The organism is Mesobacillus jeotgali (genome assembly GCF_014856545.2).
Taxonomy (GTDB): Bacteria; Bacillota; Bacilli; order Bacillales; family Cytobacillaceae; genus Mesobacillus.
On sequence record NZ_CP109811.1, the window covers coordinates 619,617 to 641,352 of the forward strand.

22 protein-coding genes and 1 pseudogene are annotated in these 21,736 nt (G+C 44.1%); 22 read left to right on the forward strand and 1 reads right to left on the reverse strand.

Annotated elements, in window-relative coordinates:
• Positions 1–146 precede the first annotated feature (146 nt).
• Positions 147–710, forward strand: coding sequence for a hypothetical protein (locus FOF60_RS03155; protein WP_192469804.1), 564 nt, complete (start codon positions 147–149; stop codon positions 708–710).
• Positions 711–792: 82 nt separating this feature from the next.
• Here the strand turns inward: FOF60_RS03155 and FOF60_RS03160 are convergent, their stop codons facing one another.
• Positions 793–1,233 (reverse strand): YtoQ family protein, encoded by a 441-nt coding sequence (locus FOF60_RS03160; protein ID WP_192469803.1) that lies wholly within the window; start codon positions 1,231–1,233, stop codon positions 793–795.
• 628 nt (positions 1,234–1,861) lie between these two features.
• Between FOF60_RS03160 and FOF60_RS03165 the strand changes: the two genes are divergently transcribed.
• The 21 genes and pseudogenes from FOF60_RS03165 (at position 1,862) to FOF60_RS03260 (ending at position 21,588) form a co-directional block, all read left to right on the forward strand.
• Positions 1,862–2,008 (forward strand): FbpB family small basic protein, encoded by a 147-nt coding sequence (locus FOF60_RS03165; RefSeq protein ID WP_192469802.1) that lies wholly within the window; start codon positions 1,862–1,864, stop codon positions 2,006–2,008.
• Between the two features lie 29 nt (positions 2,009–2,037).
• A complete protein-coding gene (locus tag FOF60_RS03170) occupies positions 2,038–2,802 on the forward strand; it encodes a TerC family protein (protein WP_192469801.1) in 765 nt (254 codons plus the stop codon).
• A gap of 145 nt (positions 2,803–2,947) precedes the next feature.
• On the forward strand, positions 2,948–4,267 hold the full coding sequence (locus FOF60_RS03175) for a hemolysin family protein (RefSeq protein ID WP_192469800.1): 1,320 nt from the start codon (positions 2,948–2,950) through the stop codon (positions 4,265–4,267).
• 357 nt (positions 4,268–4,624) lie between these two features.
• Positions 4,625–5,173, forward strand: a complete 549-nt coding sequence (locus FOF60_RS03180; RefSeq protein ID WP_192469799.1) for a GNAT family N-acetyltransferase — start codon at positions 4,625–4,627, stop codon at positions 5,171–5,173.
• Positions 5,174–5,200: 27 nt separating this feature from the next.
• Positions 5,201–5,467: a hypothetical protein gene (locus FOF60_RS03185; RefSeq protein ID WP_192469798.1), complete on the forward strand. Its 267-nt coding sequence runs from the start codon at positions 5,201–5,203 to the stop codon at positions 5,465–5,467.
• Between the two features lie 110 nt (positions 5,468–5,577).
• Positions 5,578–6,555 carry an aldo/keto reductase gene (locus FOF60_RS03190; protein WP_225649772.1) on the forward strand — a complete coding sequence of 326 codons (978 nt, stop codon included), beginning with the start codon at positions 5,578–5,580 and terminating at the stop codon, positions 6,553–6,555.
• 142 nt (positions 6,556–6,697) lie between these two features.
• Positions 6,698–7,432 carry a sulfite exporter TauE/SafE family protein gene (locus FOF60_RS03195; protein ID WP_192469797.1) on the forward strand — a complete coding sequence of 245 codons (735 nt, stop codon included), beginning with the start codon at positions 6,698–6,700 and terminating at the stop codon, positions 7,430–7,432.
• 417 nt (positions 7,433–7,849) lie between these two features.
• Complete coding sequence (locus tag FOF60_RS03200) at positions 7,850–9,307, forward strand: ABC transporter permease (protein ID WP_192469796.1); 1,458 nt, start codon at positions 7,850–7,852, stop codon at positions 9,305–9,307.
• Positions 9,308–9,331: 24 nt separating this feature from the next.
• Entirely contained in the window at positions 9,332–10,030 is a 699-nt protein-coding gene (locus tag FOF60_RS03205) for an ABC transporter ATP-binding protein (RefSeq protein ID WP_192469795.1), read from the forward strand.
• A gap of 138 nt (positions 10,031–10,168) precedes the next feature.
• On the forward strand, positions 10,169–10,948 hold the full coding sequence (locus FOF60_RS03210) for an ABC transporter ATP-binding protein (protein ID WP_192469794.1): 780 nt from the start codon (positions 10,169–10,171) through the stop codon (positions 10,946–10,948).
• Between the two features lie 2 nt (positions 10,949–10,950).
• The gene (locus FOF60_RS03215; RefSeq protein ID WP_192469793.1) at positions 10,951–12,564 is read left to right on the forward strand and encodes a hypothetical protein; all 1,614 of its coding nucleotides are present in this window, start codon (positions 10,951–10,953) and stop codon (positions 12,562–12,564) included.
• A 173-nt stretch (positions 12,565–12,737) separates the two neighbouring features.
• Positions 12,738–13,297 (forward strand): annotated as a pseudogene (locus FOF60_RS03220) (TetR/AcrR family transcriptional regulator).
• A gap of 71 nt (positions 13,298–13,368) precedes the next feature.
• Positions 13,369–13,719, forward strand: coding sequence for an NAD(P)H-binding protein (locus tag FOF60_RS24390; protein ID WP_319801562.1), 351 nt, complete (start codon positions 13,369–13,371; stop codon positions 13,717–13,719).
• 47 nt (positions 13,720–13,766) lie between these two features.
• Positions 13,767–14,213 carry a Rossmann-fold NAD(P)-binding domain-containing protein gene (locus FOF60_RS24395; RefSeq protein ID WP_319801563.1) on the forward strand — a complete coding sequence of 149 codons (447 nt, stop codon included), beginning with the start codon at positions 13,767–13,769 and terminating at the stop codon, positions 14,211–14,213.
• Positions 14,214–14,372: 159 nt separating this feature from the next.
• Positions 14,373–15,284 carry an ABC transporter ATP-binding protein gene (locus FOF60_RS03230; protein WP_192469791.1) on the forward strand — a complete coding sequence of 304 codons (912 nt, stop codon included), beginning with the start codon at positions 14,373–14,375 and terminating at the stop codon, positions 15,282–15,284.
• Positions 15,285–16,235 (forward strand): ABC transporter permease, encoded by a 951-nt coding sequence (locus FOF60_RS03235; RefSeq protein ID WP_192469790.1) that lies wholly within the window; start codon positions 15,285–15,287, stop codon positions 16,233–16,235.
• A 76-nt stretch (positions 16,236–16,311) separates the two neighbouring features.
• Positions 16,312–17,013: a response regulator transcription factor gene (locus tag FOF60_RS03240; RefSeq protein ID WP_192469789.1), complete on the forward strand. Its 702-nt coding sequence runs from the start codon at positions 16,312–16,314 to the stop codon at positions 17,011–17,013.
• Between the two features lies 1 nt (position 17,014).
• The gene (locus FOF60_RS03245; RefSeq protein ID WP_192469788.1) at positions 17,015–18,391 is read left to right on the forward strand and encodes a sensor histidine kinase; all 1,377 of its coding nucleotides are present in this window, start codon (positions 17,015–17,017) and stop codon (positions 18,389–18,391) included.
• 119 nt (positions 18,392–18,510) lie between these two features.
• On the forward strand, positions 18,511–19,266 hold the full coding sequence (locus FOF60_RS03250) for a class I SAM-dependent methyltransferase (protein WP_192469787.1): 756 nt from the start codon (positions 18,511–18,513) through the stop codon (positions 19,264–19,266).
• Between the two features lie 535 nt (positions 19,267–19,801).
• Complete coding sequence (locus FOF60_RS03255) at positions 19,802–20,530, forward strand: YwaF family protein (RefSeq protein ID WP_192469786.1); 729 nt, start codon at positions 19,802–19,804, stop codon at positions 20,528–20,530.
• 197 nt (positions 20,531–20,727) lie between these two features.
• The gene (locus FOF60_RS03260; protein WP_192469785.1) at positions 20,728–21,588 is read left to right on the forward strand and encodes an AraC family transcriptional regulator; all 861 of its coding nucleotides are present in this window, start codon (positions 20,728–20,730) and stop codon (positions 21,586–21,588) included.
• Positions 21,589–21,736 lie beyond the last annotated feature (148 nt).

Here is a 21,736-nt window from a genome sequence, read left to right on the forward strand (position 1 = left end):
CTTACATTAAGCGGGATTCATAAGCTGCTTACCGATTATACGAACTTTGATGAATCAAAGAGGTATATGGAAAAAACGTAGCAATTGCCAAGGACTTTTGGATGACTTGGCAGAACTATATAGGAGAGGGAAAGGGGATGAATAGCTTGAAAAAATTTCTGCTGTTAATCGTTTGTTTTATACCAATTATGACAGCTTGTACCGATACCGAAACTGTCGATCAGCTGATGAGTGAGAAAGAAACATTAGCTATGGATCTTACTGAGAACAAAGAGGAAATTGAAAGGTTAAATGCGGAGATAGCCGGGCTCGAAAAGCAGCTTGAAACACATCAAAAAGAAAAAGACCTGTTTTCCCAGCTAAGCAACCTATCAAGAGAGTTTGTAAAGGCACATACCACAGGGGAGAAAGAAGCAGTGCAAGCTCTTGTGTCTGAAGAACTGACCCTGGAAGAAAGGGACAATAAGTTATGGGTCAAGAACAGCGATAATTACGAATGGCTGCTGCATTCTGTCGAGTTTGACCAGCTTGATGACTGGGTGATCCAGGGGTTTGAGTATTTTCCTGAAGACGATACCTATAGGGTCCATATTAGAGAATTTTTCAGTGATGCAAACGGTGAACCAGTGAGCCCGCCGACATTCTTGAACCTTACTTTTAAATTAATCAATGAAGAATGGAAAGTTGACGGAGTGGAATTTGATGTGTAAAAGGAACTGAAGCATAGGGCTGGTTGACCCTATGCTTTAATGTTATTAAAGAAGGTTAGAGACGTACTCTAAGCTTCCAACCTTATTCATAAATATAACTGATGACATCCAGTGCCTGGTCAACGGTTTCTACCGTTACATTTGCTTTATTGGATAGTTCTTTTAAAGGATGAATCAAGGATTCTGGTCTGACGATAATCGTTGGTTTGTTCATCGTGATGGCGGCGCTGGCGTCCATCGCGGTGTTCCATTGTTTGTATTTTTCACCGAACAGGGCAATGACAATATCGGATTTTTGCATCAAGACCTGTGTCCTGAAGTTGTTGATATCTGACGCAGCATCGTCCTTATACACATTGCCCGGCTGCTGCCCTAGAATATCCTCACCAATATTGTCGGAGCGATCATGGTTCGTCTGCGGTCCGACGAATACCAAAGGCAGGTTCTTTTCCTGTGCCTTTTTGGCCACCTGATCCCGCCAATCATCGTGAATCTGCCCAGCTAAATAAACCGTTAATTCCATCGTAACACCCTCCAATTGAAATTATTGTAATTCAATCATATAAAACTTTACTGATAATTCAAAGGAATTAGGGTGAGGTAACCATCGCAATGGAAAATGATGAATGTGAATACTATAGAAAACCCTTCATGTGCTCCAAATAGGAGGAATTTCGATCTCACGGTCACATAAAAGGAATTATGTGCCCCAACTTGGCGGATTTGCAGGATTGCGGTCACATAAATTGGAATTATGTGCCCCAACTCGAAGGATTAGCGGGCTCACGGTCACATAAACGAGATCCGAAGCATGGGGACGAATCTGACATGAAAGAAGCAAGTATTACGCCCGCAAGTTACCTATTGACAGAATGCCTGGGTATGAATTATATTAAATTTACATTATTTGAATAGTTCTCCTAAAGGGGAGTAGCTTTTACAACAGAGTCGTCATTTCGGAGGTTTAATATCTCCCGGCTTTGTTGGCAACGTTCACGTTGTTAGCAAGACCTTTACCGTTTTGGTAAAGGTCTTTTTGTTGTTTTGGGACCTTTACCATGTCTGGTAAAGGTCTTTTTCTATGTATGGACCGCAGGCAAATAAACATGAACTTTCAATAATAGCGAACTATTGAAAAGGGGCTGGTAAATGTGAAAAAGAAAAAGGTAACTTTTGAGGAATTGCTGAAGGCTAATAGGCTCGAGCTGCTGGAGGATGAAAAGCAACTTGAAAAAATCGAGGAGCGAATTGAAGCCAGGCGTTTGAGCAATGTCCATAAATCCGGGAATGCATCTTAATAACAGAATTTTAAAGGGGGATAACTTAATTGGAACTATCGATTTTATTTGAATACGGTTGGGTATTGCTGCTGTTGATCGCTCTTGAGGGCCTGCTGGCAGCAGATAATGCATTGGTATTGGCGATCATGGTAAAGCATCTTCCGGAAGAAGAGCGCAAAAAGGCGCTATTCTACGGTTTGGCAGGAGCATTTGTTTTCCGATTTGCTTCGTTATTCATCATTTCGTTCCTGGTCGATGTCTGGCAGGTGCAGGCAATCGGAGCACTTTACCTGTTATTCATCGCAATCAACCATATAGTCAGGAAGCTATATTTTAAAAAAGTGGAAGACAAAAACAATGGTGCCGAGAAGAAATCAGGTTTCTGGGCTACTGTTTTCAAGGTTGAGCTTGCTGATATCGCGTTCGCGGTGGATTCGATCCTGGCGGCTGTTGCCCTGGCGATGACTCTTCCGAACACCAATCTTCCGACTATTGGCGGAATGGATGGTGGCAAGTTCCTTGTCATTTTTGCCGGAGGGTTAATTGGTTTGATCATCATGCGTTTCGCGGCCAACCTCTTTGTGAAATTGCTCCAGTCAAAGCCGGGTCTCGAAATCGCTGCTTTTGCGATCGTTGGCTGGGTAGGTGTCAAGCTTGCCGTTTTGACACTGGGGCATCCTGATATTGGAGTCATATCTTATGAATTCGCCCATTCAAAGGAATGGAAGCTATTCTTCTACGGCGTACTAATTACGATAGCAGCAGCCGGCTGGTTCCTGACGAAGGAAAAGAATCCTCAGGAAGCTGTTTGATAGCCTGAAAATCTCCAAATGAACATTGCCAGATTCCAATTGCCAGTAGGGGTGTTTCAGGTTGGACTGGAATGCTTCCACTGGCATAGGAATGAACGGTTTGTGGTAAAATCAAGTAAAAGATTAATTTGGAGGTAGATCCCTTTTGGGAACTGAAATAATTGTGTTATTGATCCTGATTGTCCTGAATGCATTTTTCGCGGCATCAGAGATCGCACTAATATCGTTAAATGATAATAAAATCAAATTGATGGCTGATAGTGGAGATCGAAAGGCAAAAATGCTTCACAATCTTTTATCTGAACCGAGCCGCTTTTTGGCGACCATCCAGATAGGGATTACGCTGGCGGGATTCCTGGCGAGTGCATTTGCAGCTGAAAGCTTTGCAGGGAGGCTGGGAGAAGCGCTTTACGAAATGGGCGTCCCGCTTGCACAAAGTACACTTGAATTACTTTCAGTTGTCACCATTACACTGGTCTTATCTTATTTTACTCTCGTATTGGGAGAGTTGGTTCCAAAGCGGCTTGCGCTACAGAAGGCAGAGCCGATTGCCATGTTTGCTGCTGCTCCTTTGACCATTTTATCCAAAATTTCTTCGCCGTTCGTTAAGTTGCTGACATTATCCACAAATGGAATTGTCCGGCTGTTCGGTGTTGATCCGAATGCGGATGAGGAAAATGTAACAGAGGAAGAAATCCGGATGATGGTAGATGTCGGCATGGAAAAAGGGACAATACAGGATTCAGAAAAAATGATGATCAACAATATTTTCGAATTCGATAATAAGACGGTCTCAGACATCATGACCCACAGGACCAACATTATCGCGCTTTCTGCTGATACCAGCCTGAAAGAGACAGTCAAAATTGTCAAACGGGAAAAATACACGAGAATGCCTGTGTTTGAAGGGAGCATTGACCGTATCATTGGGATCCTTCATACAAAAGATTTGATTCCGTTCATTGAATGTGGTGATCAAAAAGAGTTTGATTTGAGAAGCATGCTTCGTGAACCAAGCTTCGTCCTGGAATCGATGCGGCTCGACCAGTTGTTCAAGGTGATGCAGCAGAGCAATATCCATATGGCGATTGCCATTGATGAATATGGCGGAACAGATGGAATTGTGACAATTGAAGACATGATTGAGGAAATCGTTGGCAATATTTTTGACGAGTATGATGAGCCGGAACTAGACCTTGCCGAAATCGAGCAGCTTGACCAAAATCACTATGTCTTGGCCGGCACACTTAATCTCTATGAGGTGGAAGATCTTCTGAAAATTGAATTGCCTAACGAAGAGTTTGATACACTAAGCGGATTTGTACTCGGTCAGCTTGGTTATATCCCAGGACCGGATGAACAGCCTGAGATCGAATACGAGGACATTGTATTCGCTGTTGCGGAAATGGATGACAGAAGAATTGCCCGTGTAAAAGTAAGTATGAAAGATTCCGCGGAAGTATAAGAATAGTACTCGGATCGTCATCCTAATTTGGTTGACTGCGGAACGAATGAAGTTAATTGAACAGCAAGCACAGGGTGCGAAAATCCCCTGTGCTTTTTTTGTTCAAATCATTTATAGCAATGCATTTCCTAGATTGAAGGCTTGATTTCTATTGATGGATTATCCAGCGGTTTCCAGTTCGCGGAATAAGAGTGGTATTTCGCGGAATTGCCAGCCTATTTCGTGGAATTAGGCTCTAATTTCGCAGATAAATCCAGCAAACACTAAAATGTGGAAAGGATTTTCGCGTTTTTTTGTTGAATTCTTTCATTTCGAGGATCGTTAGTTGGTTCTTTTTAAAAGAATGGAGGAAATCAAGTGGTTTATGATACTGTAAATAAAACAATCACTACTGAAAGGCTGGTACTTAGATTATTTCAGGAAACGGATGCACCGGCCGTCACCAGGATGTGTAATAACTATAATCTTTATAAAAGTACCCTGAACTTGCCGTATCCGTACTCGATCGAGGATGCTTTAGGCTGGATCGCACTGCATCAGGATAATTTTAACGCTGATCGATTTTATGAGTTTGCTGTAACGGATAAGGCAAGTGGAGAGCTATATGGAGCAGTGGCCCTCTCCAATAACCAAAGGTTCAGCAACGGCGAGATCGCGTATTGGATTGGCGAAGAGTTCTGGGGAAGGGGTTATGCGACGGAGGCTGCACAAGCTGTTATCGAATTTGCGTTTGAGGTAAAAGGCTACCACAAAGTTTATGCCCGTTATTTTCAGTCAAACCCGGCATCCGGAAAAGTCATGCAGAAAATGGGCATGAAAGAAGAAGGCGTTTTAATTGAACAGGTGAAGAAAGAAGGCCGATTTGAGGACCTGGTTTGTTATGGGATCATTCATTCGGCAGGGTGATTGGATACTAAGGGGAGTGAGAGGAAGATGAAGGAAAAACTTCAAGGTTTTGTGATGATCGGTGCTCTATTCAGTTTGGTTGGAGTGATTTTGACTTTTTTCAGTGTGACTTTTGGGACGTCCATGGCAGACTCCTGGCTGTCCAGCCGCGGAGGAGCGGACACAGGATATTATCATCTCATGGTCACAAGTTATATCAATTCCTTTTTGGTTGCAGGAGCAGTCATACTTGGATTTGGGCTGATGCTGACTAGTCTGGCTGCTTTCAAGCTCATAAAAATAATGGAAGGCTGAAGCGTGGGGTGTACCCTGTGCTTCTTTTTTTGGCTTGCGGCCTAACATTATAGTCTTAGCTTTTTATATGATAGAATGTCTTGCAAAGAGTTTTAAGGAGGAAGAAAGATTTGAAAAAGCTGCCTATTAATGATAATGGATTGAATGCTTCACAGCTTGTGTTTGGATGCATGGGGCTTGGCGGGGGCTGGGACCGCAGTCCAATTCAGCCGGAACATGTCAAGCAGGCACATGAAGCGGTCGAAGCTGCGTTAGAGTCTGGAATCAATATGTTTGACCATGCTGATATTTATACTATGGGAAAAGCAGAGAAAGTTTTCGGACAGGTTTTAAAAGAAAAGCCCGGACTTCGTGAGGAAATCATCATCCAGTCGAAATGCGGAATTCGTTTCGCCGATCAGGAATCTGGTCTGCCCGGCAGGTACGATTTTTCAAAATCATACATACTCGACAGTGTAGATGGCATCCTTTCAAGGCTTGGCATTGACTACCTTGATACCCTGTTGCTGCATCGTCCTGATCCGTTGATGGAACCGGCTGAGGTGGGCGAAGCTTTTCATCAGCTAAAAGCTTCCGGCAAGGTGCGTTCATTCGGTGTTTCCAATATGAGCGCTGGTCAGATTCGTATGCTGCAAAAGCATACCGATGAAAAAATTATTGTCAACCAGCTGGAGATGAGCTTGAATAAAATCGGCTGGCTTGAGACAGGAGTCCATGTCAACCAGGAGGCAGCCCGCCAAAACACTTTCCCAGAAGGGACAATGGAATTCATGCAGATGGAAGGAATCCAGGTTCAAGCTTGGGGTTCGCTTGCCAAAGGTCTCTATTCTGGTAAAAATATCGAGAATGAAAGTGAAAGCGTCAAGCAGACTGCAGCCATGGTGCAAAAGCTTGCTGAAGAAAAACAAACGACACCTGAAGCAATCGTTCTCGCCTGGCTGATGAGGCATCCGGCAGCAATCCAGCCTGTCATCGGAACGGTCAACCCAGCGCGGATCAAAGCATGTGGAGACGCAGTCAACATCAGCCTCAGCCGTGAGGAATGGTATTCATTGTATGTAAGTTCCCGAGGCGTCAGACTGCCTTAAAGAATTTGTGGAGTCAGCAGATCATTCTGCTGCTCTTTTTTTATTGATATTTATATAACTAAAACTTATCAATAATTATTAATTTTATTGAATTTTCTTATGTAAAATGCACGAATATAATAAATGCAGGAGGTGTAAAAATATGGATTATATCATTCTCTTTTTCATTGGAATTTTAGCGACAACGATTGGGACTTTGGCGGGAGGAGGAGGCTTGATCAGCTTGCCTTCCATGCTTGTGTTGGGCATCCCGGTGCATTCAGCCATCGCCGCGAATAAAGTATCAAATACGATCAGCTCGTTCTCGAGCTTTTATCACCTTTATAGGGAAAAGAAAATTACTTTCAAGGAATCATTCTGGATTATCCCTGTCAGCTTGATTGGCGGGGTCAGCGGCGGCTTCATAGCATCAAAAATTTCAAGTGAAGATATGTATGTGGTGGCGATTGGCTTGCTGATTTTTGCCTTCTTCGCCTCTTTTTTGGGGAAAGGGAGTATGTCAGGTGATGAGGCGTTAAAGCCTTCTGGTAAAAGTGTTCCGGGGTTATACGCAATCGGGATTTATGATGGACTATTTGGGCCGGGACAGGGAACGCTCATGCTCTATTTGTTTGCTCATTTGAACATCGCTTACATCCGGGCGGTTGGATATGTCCGTCTTGCCACGTTTTCAAGCTGCTTAGGTGCAGCGATTACCTATATATCAACTGGAGCTGTAATCTGGCCAGTGACCATCGCCTTGATGTTGGGGTCAGTGACAGGAGCGCAGATTGGCGTCAGGATTGCCAGCAAGCTGAACCCGAACTATGTCAAACCAATTCTGCGGGTGATGACAGTGGCTCTTATCGTACAGGTTTTTTTTGAAAGAGTGGTGTGAGTGGAACTCCGGGGAGGACATGATTCTTGTAGGATCATTTGGTGCCCATATTCTGCAAAATTCTCATCAACCGGGAATTACTCCAACCTGAAAAATATCACTTTCCTTTTACCGTTTTAACGCTCATTTCTCTTTTTCGGTCAAAGCAGTGTCTCCAACCGGTAATAAATTGATCCCAACTGGAGAAATAGCGATTTCAACCGGAGATAAAATGACTCCAACTGGAGAAATAACGTCTCCACCAGGAAATAAATCTGTTACATCATTTCATTTGCCCTTACTATTTGGTAAGGGTTTTTTTATTGTAATTAAAATGTTCTATTTTTGTTTCATTGTAGGTAACAATTCGGTCATATATTGTTCATATTTTCCACTTAAGCTTATCCTTGTACTTAATTTGGTAGAAGGAGAGAATTTATGAACTTTTTAAAGCGATCGTTTTTAAGTGTGAAAGCCAGGAAGGGAAAGAGCCTGCTCCAAATCTTTGTGTTTTCGGTGATTTGTGTGCTTGTTCTGGCGGGGCTGTCCATCCAGACTGCGGCAAAGAAATCCAGTGATCTTGCCCGTCAGAAGCTTGGAGCGGATGTTACGCTGCAGGTTGACATGGAAAAAATGCGTGAAAAGATGCAGGCCCAACAAGCAAGCGGTGAACGTCGCCGGATTCAGTCCACTCCGATTCCGGTGGAGACAGCGAAAGCACTGACCTCGTATGAACAAATCAAAGGGTATAATTTTTTCTCATCAACTACAGCTTTAGCCTCGAATTTTGAACCAATCACGGACGAAGAAAGTGAGACAACTGAGGATAGTACTAACACGCAAGCAGAAGGATCTGGTGGCAGGATGGGCGGAGGCATGGCTCCGGGTGACATCAGTCTGCAAGGGGTGAGCTTTACCGATTCCACAGCAGAATTCCTGGACGGCACAGCCACCATCGTAGAAGGGGAGCATCTAACAGAAGAGGATCAGGGAGAAAATATAACTCTTATTGAACAAACGCTTGCAGAAGAAAATGACCTAAAAATAGGCGACACGATCACAGTGTCGAACCCAAGGGATGAAACCAGCACCCTGGAGCTGCAAATCAAAGGAATCTATTCTACGACTTCCACTGTGGAACAAGGGATGGATTTCACCGCCATGATTCCTTATAACAAGTTGTATGTGCCATATACTGCAGCTGCGACGCTTAAAGGCAGTGACTATGAAGGCAGTATCGACAGTGCCATTTTTTACATTGATGATCCTGCTGAGATGGAAAGCTTCATTACCCAAGCACAAAAAGAGAGCAGCATTGATTTCGAAACCTTCAAGCTTGATGCCGATGACCAGCTGTATCAGCAGATGGTCGGTCCAATTGAGAATGTTGCCAGTTTTTCTAATAACATTGTCTATCTGGTATCGATTGCCGGCGCGATTATTTTAGGGCTGATTGTCATGATGTCCATCCGTGAGCGGAAATATGAGATGGGGGTTTTGCTGGCGATTGGGGAACGACGCTGGAAGCTTGCAGGACAATTCATCGTTGAGATTTTGCTCGTTGCAGCGGTTTCCCTCGGTATTGCAACAGTCAGTGGGAATGAAGTGGCTAAACAGGTAAGCGACCAGCTTTTAAAACAAGAACTGCAGGCTGCAGAGCAAACCACTGCACCTGAATCATTCCGCGGCAGAGGCATGGGCTTCGGGGGAGGCAATATGCCAGGCGGTCAAACCGAACAGGCCGAAACGATTGAGGAAATCGACGTAAGTGTGACTGGTGATGACTTAACTCTGCTTGCCATGATTGGGATGCTTATAGCGATTGTATCGGCACTGCTGCCATCCTTGACCGTGTTGCGATTGCAGCCTAAGGCGATATTGAGCAGACAGGATTAATTTTCTAAAACAGGAGATGAAAGAATGAGCGCATTGTTAGCATTTCAGAACATCAGTTACTGGTATAAGCAAGAAAACAAGAAGCAGGAAATTCTCAAAAATATAAATGTCAACTTTGATAGGGGAACCTTTTACACGATCATCGGCCCGTCAGGTTCAGGTAAAACGACATTCCTGGCGCTTGCCAGCGCATTGGATATGCCGAAGGATGGCAACATTTTTTATGAGGGAAAGGATATCAAGAAAATTGGGTTCACCAAGTTCCGCAATAAATATGTTTCGATTGTCTTTCAATCTTATAATCTGCTGCCTTATATGACCGCATTGCAGAATGTGACGACCGCTATGGAAATCACCGGCTCAAGCCATAAAAATAAAAAGGATTTTGCCTTGAGCATGCTGGAGCGAGTGGGGATCACCTCGCAGCAGGCGAAGCAAAAAGTGCTGACCTTAAGCGGCGGACAGCAGCAGCGTGTTTCAATTGCACGCGCACTTTGCTGTGATACGGACCTGATTGTTGCAGATGAACCTACCGGCAACCTGGATGAAACGACTGCGGGCGAAATCGTGAAGCTGCTCCAGGAATTAGCACATAATGAAGGAAAATGTGTGATTGTCGTGACACATGATCAAAATATCGCAAACATGTCGGACGTCACAGTTAAGCTGTCAAAAGGGACTATTTCTATTACCAGCAGAGAACATCTTGTGACAAATAGCTAGCCAGCAAGAAGCGTTACCAACCCTTATCTTATGGATAAGGGTTTTCCTATATTATACCCCGCTTACCATTCCAGTATTTTACTACTATGTTAAAATAAAAATATGGTATTTTAAGCCATTTTTAAAAGGGGGAGAGTCATGTCTTCGGAAGTATTATCGATCACCGGCCTGAAAAAATCGTATGGCAGCAAAGAAGTGCTGAAGGGAATAGATTTAAAGGTTGATAGAGGTGAGATTATTGGATACATAGGGCCGAACGGTGCGGGTAAAAGCACGACGGTAAAATTGATGCTTGGTCTCGAGGAAGGGTATTCTGGCAAGATTGAGATTTTTGGAGAGGATATCGCTGGGCAGGGAGGCAGCTATAAACAGAGAATCGGTTATATCCCCGAGACGTCGGAAATGTATGATTCGCTTACAGCCCAGGAGTATTTGACATTCGTGGCCGAGCTGTATGGGATGGGTTATGACGATGCCGACCGGAAAGCGGAGCAGCTGTTTGATGTGTTTGGCCTTGGTGATGTCTATCATTCTCGCATTTCGTCTTTTTCGAAAGGAATGAGGCAGAAAACATTGATTGTTTCGAGCTTCTTACATAATCCAGATTTGCTTTTCCTTGATGAGCCGTTGACGGGACTGGATGCGAACAGTGTGATGGTGTTTAAAGAAATCCTTGCGAGGTTCGCAGCAGAAGGGAAAACGATTTTTTATTCGTCCCATATCATGGATGTCGTCGAGAAGATCAGCAATCGGATCGTCCTGCTGCACGGTGGCCATATCGTGGCGAATGGGAGCTTTGAAGATTTGAAGGCTCAGAGCAAAGAGGGCTCTCTCGAAAGCATTTTCAACCAGATGACCGGTTTTCATGAGCATGAGGACCGTGCTGCTGAATTTGTATCCATTGTCAGGGAGGGGTGACGATGGAGAACTTTTTGATTCTAAGGCTGCTTGATTTGTTCAAGCCTGTCTTTTTAAAAATGGGTGTTGAGTACAAAACGATGCGGCGAATCCTGCAGGTCAAACTGACAATGGACCAGCGCCGGAAGCCGACGGTGTTCAGCCAGTCCATGAAGAAGAAGGATAAGCCGGAGAAAAATGAATTCTTCAAATCATTGTGGATCTATGGTTTTTTTGGGTTGATGCTGATCCCGTTTTTATTTTTGAAAGATAATTATCTGTTCCAGGTTTCCATCTTGTTCAGTATCTTCATGTTCATCATCATGACGACACTGATTTCCGATTTTTCATCGGTCTTGCTCGATTTAAGGGATAAAAGTGTCCTCGACACGAAACCAGTCAAATCAAAGACAGTGAGCATGGCTAAATTGCTGCATGTGACAATTTATATGCTGTATATTACCCTTGCCACGACGTTGATCCCGTTGGTGGTCAGTGTGATTTTCAAAGGGATCCTGTTCTCGGGGCTGCTGCTTGTTTCTTTCGCGCTGGCAGATATCTTCATCATAGCTTTCACGGCTCTGCTGTATTTGTTTATTTTGCGATATTTTGACGGTGAGAAGCTGAAGGATATTATCAACTATGTCCAGATTGCTTTATCCATAGGGATTATGATTGGCTACCAGGTGGTGGCGCGTTCGTTTGAATTGGTGAATCTTGATTATCAACTGGAATTTGCCTGGTGGCAGCTGCTGCTACCGCCGATGTGGTTTGCCGGCCTGTTCGATGTCCTGCTTGGGGGCAGCAGGAGCTTCGGCAATCTCTTACTGACCCTTTTTGCCGTACTTGGGCCTGTTGTATCGATCTTTTTGTATGTGAAGATGATTCCAGACTTCGAACGCAATTTGCAGAAGCTGACGGCACAGACCGGCAAGAAAAAAGCAAGCAGCAAGTGGAAAGTATTTCGTTCCATGCCTTTCCTCATCTCCAAAGAGGAGCTGCCATTTTTCCGGTTCACGAGGATCATGATGAAAAACGAGCGAGATTTCAAGCTGAAGGTGTATCCTTCACTTGGCTTTGCCGTGGTGGTTCCGTTCGTGTTCATGTTCAACAGCTATTCAATGATGAGTTTCGAGGAATTCGCTGCGAGCCGTTCTTATTTGACTATTTATTCAGTCATGCTGGTCATCCCGATGTCGGTCATCATGCTTGCGCATTCTGGTTCCTATAAAGGAAGCTGGATTTATCAGGTCGCTCCCGTGAAAAGTTTGGGACTCATCAATAAAGCGGCATTGAAGGCATTCCTGTTCCAGCTGTTCTTGCCGTTGTTCCTGCTCGTATCGATCATGTTCAGCTTCTTGTTCGGACTGAGAATTCTGGATGACCTGATTGCCGTATTCTTGGCGGCATTGATTTATACACTGCTGTGCTACCTGGCAGGAGAAAGGGAACTCGCCTTTTCACAGCCTTTTGACGCTGTAAAGCAGAGTGGGGATATCAAAGTATTTCTCCTGTTCCTGATCATCCCATTGTTTGTCGGACTGCACTTTTTAGCGTTGAAGGTGCCATTTGGTGTTATAGGTTATGGAGTTCTGTTGCTTGTATTGAATTTGGTGTTGTGGAAGAGGTTGAAGTGAAGCACGGGGATCCTGTGCTTCTTCTTTTTACTAAAGAGGCTGCTCATTGGGCAGTAATAAACGGGATTATCTCTAACAGCAAGGCGTTATATCCCGGTTGACACAATGTTTTCACCATTACTCATGTTATATGTAGACCGATTGTTATAATATAAATATGTGGGGTGAGTGACGTGAAAGAGACTTCAAGGGATAAATTGATCAGTGCAGCATCACGGCTGTTCCAGCTGCAGGGGTACCATGGTACCGGCCTGAATCACATTTTAAAGGAAAGCGGTGCTCCGAAGGGTTCTTTATACTATTACTTTCCCGATGGAAAGGAACAGCTTGCTGTTGAGTCTGTTCAGTTAACTGCACAGCATGTCAGGGCCCGCATTGAGCGGGGGCTGGATCAAAAAAAGGACGCTGTTGAAGCGATCCAGGGTTTTATCATAGAAATGGCAAACCAATATCAGAATGACAGGAGCCAGGAAGGAGTCCCGATTGCGGCAGTTGCCCTTGAGACCGCCCTTTTCAGCGAACCAATCAGGAAAGCATGCCAAAGTGGATATGAAGGTTTCAGGAGGCTTTTGCCGAAAAACTGCTTCAGTCAGGCTTTGAAGAAAGCAGGGCAAGGGAGCTTGGAATCGTCATTAATTCAATGATTGAAGGCGCCTTTTTGCTGTCTTTTACCACGGGGAACAATGAACCCTTGCTATTGGCATCTAAAAATATTCCGGCACTCTTAAAATAAGTGCTGCTGGAATTTTAGAAAGTGAATTATATAGACTGGTCTACAAAAAACTTTGATAAGGTGGAAGGAACATGACGATCTTAGTGACTGGTTTCAATGGTAAGGTTGGTTATGAGGTAGGTGTGAAATTAAAAGAAATGCAAATCCCGTTCAAATGTGCTGTAAGGAATGTGGAACGGGCGAGGGAGCGATATGGATCCGAGTTCGATTTTGTGGCCCTCGATTTTTCAAAACCCGAAACCTTTGGAAAAGCATTGGAAGGAATACATGAGGTATTCCTGATGTACCCGCCTGGAGACCGAATCGAGTTTGAAGCCTTTATCACACAGGCTAAGCAGAAAGGCGTCAGCCATATCGTCTACCTTTCAGTGAAGGACGTCCAATTCATGCCATTCATCCACCATTTTAAAATGAAAAGTTAATAAAGAAGGCCGGGATTTCGTATACATTTTTGCGCGCAGGCTATTTCATGCAAAATTTAAATGACTTTTTATATAAAGAGCTGAAAGAGCGGAAACGTATATTTGTGCCTGCCGGAAAAGGCAAAACAAGCTTTGTTGATGCCAGGGATATTGCCGAGGTGGCAGTGATTGCCCTGAGTAACCCGGCAGGGCACAGGAATAAACATCACGTCATTACCGGAAATGAAGCGCTTGATTTCTATGAAGTGGCAAGGATCATGTCGGAAGTGATGGATATGAAGGTTGATTACTCGAATCCCTCAGTAAAAGAGTTTAAGGATTATATGATTTCAACGGGAAATGATGAAAGTTTTATCAATGTTGTTGCCGGCATCCACATTCCGACTAAATTAGGCCTGGCAAAAGGCATAAAGGATGATTTTGAAAAAGTCACTGGAAGGAAGCCGTCCAGCATCAGAAAATATATAGAGGATTATAAAGAAGTGTGGCTTTAGGGATTTTTAAAAACTTCTGCAGATGTAAAGAATGGAGAGTGACCCAATGGGCGCTCTTTTTTTCGTGACTATGGATTTTAATAATTTATTAATAATTTGATAAGAGCATTTTAGGGAATCGCTGAGAGAATAGAGAATGTGAAAGGGAGGCAATGAGCTATGAAAAAACCGATTGTTGAGATAAAGAATTTAAAGAAAGTGATTGGAGATAAAACGATTATCCATGGAATCAGCATGGAGGTGTTTCCTGGTGAGGTGTTTGGGTTCCTTGGGCCAAACGGTGCGGGGAAGACGACGACGATCCGGATGATGGTCGGGTTGATGGGCATTACCGAGGGCCAGGTGTTGATCAATGGGTTCAGCATTGAAAAAAACTTTGAGAAGGCGATTTCGCATGTTGGCGGAATCATTGAGAATCCTGAGATGTACAAGTTCCTTTCAGGTTACGATAACTTGCTTCAATATGCGCGGATGGTGCCGGTTCCGGTGAAAAAGGAAAGAATCAATGAAATTGTGAAGCTTGTCGGATTGGAGAAACGGATTCATGAAAAGGTCAAGGGTTATTCTCTCGGAATGAGGCAGAGGCTGGGACTTGCACAGGCATTATTGCATTCGCCTTCTTTATTGATTCTCGATGAGCCGACAAATGGCCTGGATCCTGCCGGAATCAGGGAAATCCGCACCTATATCAGGAAGATTGCCCATGAGGAAGGAATCGCTGTTTTTGTATCCAGCCATATGCTTTCTGAAATGCAGATGATGTGTGATCGGATTGGGATCATCCAGGATGGGCATCTGGTGAGCGTGGAAAGTGTCGGAGACTTTGTCGGGGATAAGGTGAACACGGTGATAGAAGTGGAACCGGTTGAGAAAGCCAGGGAGTTTGTAGAGAAAACACTTCCTGAGCTCAATCCAAAGATTAATGGAAATGAGCTGCTGGTTTCAGCCAGCCGAGAAAAGGTGCCTGCTCTTGTTAAGGCGCTGGCGGAAAAAGAGTTTAACATCTATAAAATCTCTTCCGGGAATAAGACATTGGAGGAAAAATTCCTGGAAATGACGGAGGGGAAATAAATGAGCCATTTTTTCAGGTTAGTTCATAATGAGAATATAAAAATTTATAAACGTATGGGAACATGGGTGATGATCGGGATCCTGGTTCTCGTCGTGGCCCTTGTTGGCATTTTTACAAAATTTGTCCTGGACCATGATAGCAATGCTGACTGGAAGGCACAGCTGAGTGCTGAAAATGCACAGCTTACAGAGAGTCTGGAATCAGCACCAATGCTTGAAGCGCAAAAACGATTGTTAAAGGAAAGAATCGCACTGAATGAATACCGGATTGAACATGATGTTGAACCAATTAAGCGAGATTCACTTTGGGGCTATATGGTTGATGCGACGACATTCACCGGGATTGCGGCTTTGTTCACGATTGTGATTGCCGCGGGGATGGTAGCAAGTGAATTTTCCTGGGGGACAGTCAAGCTGCTGCTCATTCGCCCGGTCAGCAGGACGAAAATCCTTCTTGCAAAATATGCTTCAACCCTGCTTTTCGCACTATTGATGCTTCTGTTATTGTTCAGCACATCTTTCTTGTTCGGAATTCTCTTTTTCGGCTTCGGAGGTGCGGAAACTCCGTATATTTCCTACAGCAATGGAAGGGTTATCGAGCAGAATATGGTTACCCATATTATCGAGCTGTTCGGTTTCAGAAGCATCGACCTGATCATGATGGTGACTTTGGCTTTCATGATTTCGACTGTGTTCCGCAGCAGCTCGCTCGCGATTGGAATTTCGCTGTTCCTGATGTTCACCGGCCCGCAGCTGGTCCAGCTTTTAAGCCAGTACGACTGGGTCAAATACATCCTGTTTGCGAATACGGACTTGCAGCAATACACAACGGGCACCCCGCTTGTTGAAGGAATGACGATGACTTTCTCCATTGTGATGCTGTTGATTTACTTTGCGCTGTTCGCTTTTCTGTCACTGTACATTTTTAAAAAGCGGGACGTTGCGGCTTAAGTTCAACTATGTTATGAAAGAGGAAACGGCTTTTAGTGGTTTCCTTTAACTTTTTAAAAATAGGACGGTAATGAACATGGAAGAAGATTTGATTCTGATTGTGGAAGATGAACGGGAAATTGCCGAGCTTGTCCGTGATTATCTGGAGGCGGAGGGATTCCGAAGCATCTTGGCTTTTGATGGACTTGACGGGCTAAACCAATTCATTGAACATCAGCCTGCGGTGGCCGTGCTTGATGTCATGCTGCCAAAAATGGATGGAATCGAGCTTTGCCGCAGAATCAGAGCGGAGTCGAATATTCCGATTATGATCATGAGCGCGAAAAAGAGCGATACCGACAAGATCATCGGACTCGGAATTGGCGCTGATGATTATGTGACCAAACCGTTCAGCCCGGGGGAGCTTGTTGCAAGGATTAAGGCACAGCTAAGAAGGTTCAAGCATTTATCTGTTCAAAAGGAGCCCGAAAATATAATCAGATTCCCGGGTTTTGAGATTAATTTGAAAGAATACACGGTGTTTTCATCAGGAAATCAGGTTGAGCTTTCGGCAAAAGAGTTTCAATTGCTCGCGTTCATGGCCTCTAATAAGGGCCAGGTATTCACAAAAGAACAGCTGCTCGAAAACGTTTGGGGCTACCAGCATGTGGGTGATACGAACACGATTACCGTATATGTGAGAAAGCTGCGCGAGAAGATTGAACCTGACCCGTCGGAACCACAATATATCAAGACAGTCTGGGGAATCGGCTATAAATTCGATGGTGGAAGCCGATGAGATGGGGGCTGAAGCCGAGGCTGATTTTCGCTTTTATCAGCATTATCGTGCTGCAATTGTGGCATCGATTTTGTTTATAGCATTATTTTCTTCAGGTGTGGACCAACAGGCAGGAAATGAGGATGACCTGGATCTTCTCTTGTCTGAGGTCAAAAGTACGATTGATGAGAATGCAGGGTATCTTACAGAACCAGCTCTTTTTTACGAAAAGGTAAGTCCCCTCCTGGAAAAATATGATATTGAGCTGAAGGTTTTCTCCGCTTCTGGCGATCCTATATTCAATTCGGCAGCCCATCAAAGAAGTGACGGAGCATCTATATGGCCGGATAGGCTCAGGAAGTTCAATGTTGACATACTGACCCAGGAACATGGCGAATTGTCTGCGGAAATTAAGGCTAATTCCTTTTCTGTGCAGCCATTCAGGCAGTTTCAAGTGATTATCTATGCAGTACTTGGAGGGGCTGTTATCGGGCTGTCCGTCCTGGCCGCTCTCATTTTGCTGTGGACATGGTATATTTCGAAGACAGTCCTCCATCCTTTAAAGGACATATACCATGCGACAGAGGAAGTAATTGAAGGGAACCTGGATTATAAAATTAGATACGTAAAAAAAGATGAAATCGGCCGGTTCATCGAGGGATTCAACCTGTTGCGCAGCCACCTGAAAAAGTCAATCGAACAAAGGCAGCAATATGAACAGGCACGAAAGCAGCTGATTGCCAGCATCTCGCATGACCTGCGCACGCCGCTTGCTTCAATCAAGGGCTATGTAGAAGGGCTGGAAGATGGGATTGCCAGGAATGAAGAGATGCAGCAGAAGTATTACCGGGTCATCAAATCGAAGACCGATCAGCTGGACAGGCTGATTGATGATTTGTTCGAGTTTTCCAAGTTCGAGCTTGAGCAGCTATCGATCGATAAGTCCCTTGTGAACAGCTCCGAGTTTTTTCAGGAAGCTTTTCTCAGTGCGCAAATGGATTATCGAGATGTAGATCTGGTGTTGGCTGGGCCGCTGCCGTCGGTCAGTCTGAATATCGACAGCGCTAGAATCAAGCAGGTTATGTCAAACTTGGTTGATAATGCCGTCAAGTATGGCGGGACGAAGATCGTCATGGAAGTAGGGGAACATGGCGGTTTTGTTCAGTTAAGCATAAAGGATAATGGACAGGGGATCCATTCAGAAGATCTGCCATACATCTTCAATGCATTCTACCGCGGAGAAAAATCCCGATCCAGAGAATCGGGCGGAACCGGCCTTGGCCTGGCGATTGTAAAATACATCATCGAAGCACATGGCGGAGAGATCCACGCCAAAAGCCAGCCAGGAATAGGCAGCGAATTTACTTTTACATTGCCTTTGTATCTGAGGCAGGGGTGAAGCATGGGGAACGTACCCTGTGCTTTTTTTGCGTTCTTTTTTTGCCGTTATTTTCAGAATTCTAATGGAATAATATGCTAAAATTTGAGTGAAGTCTTAAATGAAATTGGAGCGATTATATGTCTATTGAGATCATTAAACAAAACAAACAAAGCTGGGATACAGTAGCTCACCATTTTGATGGCAAGGACGCGTTGCCCAGCTATGGCCCTTTCGCACAGACTGAAGAGGAATTAGGGTTATTTGGAGACATCAGCAATAAGAAAGTCCTTGATATTGGCTGTGGAAGCGGCCATTCACTTAGATATATGGCTGGCAGGGGTGCGAACGAGCTTTGGGGAGTTGATTTGTCGGAGGCTCAAATTAGGACCGCTGAAGAAACTCTTAAAGATGTGGAACACAAACTGTTTTGTGCTCCAATGGAGTCTGAAATTGGACTGCCAAAGCAATACTTTGACGTGGTTTATTCAATTTATGCAATCGGCTGGTCGACTGATCTTGCTGCCACGTTTGAACTGATCCATTCTTATTTAAAGCCAGGCGGATGCTTTATATTCAGCTGGGACCACCCATTATATGCTAACCTGAAAGGCCGGAATGGTGAAATCTATCTTGATGGATCCTATCAAAATGAAGGGGTAACACAATACCAAAATTTTAAAGGTGAAGAAGCCCCGGTAATCATTCCTAAAAGGAAGATGGCGACTTACATAAATGAATTAATCAGAGCAGGTTTTACGATTGACTCTGTGATAGAAAGCGATGTTTCTTCAGGGTTTGATGGAGTGGATGAGGAAGTATCTGATCGTTACTATTCTTTATACAAAGCAAGGAGATTTCCGACAACGATGATTATTAAATCTATAAAAGGGTGAATTGAAACGACATCCTTATGCAGATAAAGATGCCACATAAGGGCACGATAAACCCCGAATCAAACCTTTATGCAGAAGGAAGAGGCAACATAAGGATACGATAAGCTCCGAATCATACCCTTATGCAGAAGGAAGAAGCAGCATAAGGGTACGATAAGCCCTGAATCATACCCTTATGTATAAGGAAGAGGCGACATAAGGGTACGATAAGCCCCGAATCATACCCCTTATGCAGAGGGAAAAAGCAACATAAAGGCACGATAAGCCCCGAATCATACCCGTATGCAGAGGGAAAAAGCAACATAAAGGCACGATAAGCCCCGAATCATACCCTTATGCAGAGAGAAGAAGCCACATAAGGGTACGATAGGCTCCTAAAGGTATCCTTATGAATTTGAAGTGCTGTGTATAAGGGTACATTTGGCCTTGAAAGCTCCAAAAAAAGAAATTTCCTGATTTCAGGAGTCTCAAATCTTCATCCCGCGCATACATTTATAGGTAACAGCAAAATAATGTACAGCGAGGTGATGACATCATGTTTTCTGTTACGGGTATGCAGGGCTTTCAACTGTTTTCTGTTGAGCACTTGGTTACTCTGGGACTTTTCTTTGTTGTCTGTCTTGGAATGGTGCTGTTCAGAAACCAAATCAGGCCGTATAAAAATGTTTTAAAGTGGATCATCTTTTGGACTCTGGTGGCATGCCAGGTTTCACATCAGTCATGGCTCATCCTCACCGGGCAATGGCAAATCGGTGACCTTCCTTTGCATATGTGTTCGATGAGTTCCTTCCTGGCAATGTACCTCTTTTTAAGGAAGAGCGTGAAAGGCTTTTATGTGCTTTACTTCATTGGCACCTTGCCGGCGATTTTAGCCATGGTTACACCTGAAATGTCTTATACCTTTCCTCATTTCGACTATATCGAATACTTCCTCAATCACTCGGCCATTCCGATTGCCGCATTGTATTTCATCCTTTTTGAAGGTTACAGAGTTCCCCGAAAAGCCATTCTATTCACTTATCTTGTCGTGAACATTGTTGCCATTCCAATCTTCCTTTTCAATTTCCTGTTTGATACGAACTTCTTCTATCTGGCGAGTCCGACAGAAGCACAGACCATCCTATCCTTTTTTGGCACCGGCATCATGTACTACCTGAACCTTGAAGCGGCAGCATTGATTGTGTTCAGTATTTCTTATATCCCTATGTGGCAGCTGATTAAAAGAGAGAACCGCAGACGGTTGGTTGGCTTGTATCATAAGTAGGGCACATCCTGCGAACCGCAGAATGAGTCAAGCGAGGCGGATAGTAGTATCCGCCTTTTTTTATTTTTCTTTTTAAAAAAAGGATAAATGCCACGTTGTATAAAATTGTATAAAGAATAATACTGACAAATTTGAGCACAAATTGACCAGAGTTTAATAATGAACCTTGATAGCATGTGATTAAGGGAGTGAGTTGTATGGCGTGGATTGAATCCTTGCAGAGGGCGATTGACTATATGGAGGAGCATTTGCTGGACGAACTGGCGATGGAAGACATTGCGAAACAGGCGAGTTCATCACCATTTCATTTTCAACGGACGTTTGCCATTTTAACGGACATTTCTGTTGGCGAGTATATTAGACGGAGGCGTTTGTCGCTGGCAGCCGGTGAACTATGCAGCACCGATGCAAAAATCATCGACCTCGCGCTGAAATATGGCTATGACACTCCTGAAGCATTTACGAAGGCTTTTCGCAGGCAGCATGGCATGTCACCAAGTGAAGCAAGAAAGTACACCGGAAAGCTGAAATCTTATAGCCGCCTGGGAATACAGGTGAGTTTGAAGGGAGCAGAACCAATGCAATATAAAGTGGTGGAGCAAGAGGGATTTGAAGTGATTGGAATCAAGCAGGGATTTTCTTATGGTAACGGGGAGAATCTGGCGGGCATCCCGAAGTTGTGGGATCAGGTGAATCAGGATGGAACCTGTGATTTTTTGCTCTGTAAAAACAACGGGCCTGTAAAAGGAGTTCTTGGTGTGTGCGTGGATAAAAGCAGCACCCAGGATAAGCAGATGGATTATTGGGTTGGTGCAGCATATAAAGGTGAAACGCCTGATGGCTATCTTAAAATGGAGATTCCGCCATCCAAGTGGGCAATCTTCGAAGTTCACGGACCGATGCCAGACGCCATGCAAAAGGTGTGGAAGCAAATTTTTACAGAATGGTTTCCCGCCAGCGGATTCCAACATGCCGGAACACCGGACCTGGAGGTTTATCCAGCAGGGAATTCAGCTGACCCGGATTACTATTGTGAGGTTTGGATCCCGGTTAAGTAATTTTCGCTTCGGGACGGGCGGATTGACGTTCCTTCCCTTAGAAAAAAATTGATAAGACTCTTGATAGAGTGCATGTTTAAACTATTTAATCAAACGTTTGATTAAATAGTTTTTTGCTTTATGGGAGTAGCTTTTTCAGCCAGTGAAA

Bases quoted from the DNA above. Each gene is read 5' to 3' on its own strand.
- FOF60_RS03250 (WP_192469787.1), top strand. From the start codon at position 18,511: ATGTCTATTGAGATCATTAAACAAAACAAACAAAGCTGGGATACAGTA.
- FOF60_RS03245 (WP_192469788.1), top strand. From the start codon at position 17,015: ATGGGGGCTGAAGCCGAGGCTGATTTTCGCTTTTATCAGCATTATCGT.
- FOF60_RS03210 (WP_192469794.1), top strand. From the start codon at position 10,169: ATGTCTTCGGAAGTATTATCGATCACCGGCCTGAAAAAATCGTATGGC.
- FOF60_RS03185 (WP_192469798.1), top strand. From the start codon at position 5,201: ATGAAGGAAAAACTTCAAGGTTTTGTGATGATCGGTGCTCTATTCAGT.
- FOF60_RS03215 (WP_192469793.1), top strand. From the start codon at position 10,951: ATGGAGAACTTTTTGATTCTAAGGCTGCTTGATTTGTTCAAGCCTGTC.
- FOF60_RS03240 (WP_192469789.1), top strand. From the start codon at position 16,312: ATGGAAGAAGATTTGATTCTGATTGTGGAAGATGAACGGGAAATTGCC.
- FOF60_RS03200 (WP_192469796.1), top strand. From the start codon at position 7,850: ATGAACTTTTTAAAGCGATCGTTTTTAAGTGTGAAAGCCAGGAAGGGA.
- FOF60_RS03205 (WP_192469795.1), top strand. From the start codon at position 9,332: ATGAGCGCATTGTTAGCATTTCAGAACATCAGTTACTGGTATAAGCAA.
- FOF60_RS03260 (WP_192469785.1), top strand. From the start codon at position 20,728: ATGGCGTGGATTGAATCCTTGCAGAGGGCGATTGACTATATGGAGGAG.
- FOF60_RS24395 (WP_319801563.1), top strand. From the start codon at position 13,767: ATGCAAAATTTAAATGACTTTTTATATAAAGAGCTGAAAGAGCGGAAA.
- FOF60_RS03255 (WP_192469786.1), top strand. From the start codon at position 19,802: ATGTTTTCTGTTACGGGTATGCAGGGCTTTCAACTGTTTTCTGTTGAG.
- FOF60_RS03235 (WP_192469790.1), top strand. From the start codon at position 15,285: ATGAGCCATTTTTTCAGGTTAGTTCATAATGAGAATATAAAAATTTAT.
- FOF60_RS03160 (WP_192469803.1), bottom strand. From the start codon at position 1,233: ATGGAATTAACGGTTTATTTAGCTGGGCAGATTCACGATGATTGGCGG.
- FOF60_RS03230 (WP_192469791.1), top strand. From the start codon at position 14,373: ATGAAAAAACCGATTGTTGAGATAAAGAATTTAAAGAAAGTGATTGGA.
- FOF60_RS24390 (WP_319801562.1), top strand. From the start codon at position 13,369: ATGACGATCTTAGTGACTGGTTTCAATGGTAAGGTTGGTTATGAGGTA.
- FOF60_RS03195 (WP_192469797.1), top strand. From the start codon at position 6,698: ATGGATTATATCATTCTCTTTTTCATTGGAATTTTAGCGACAACGATT.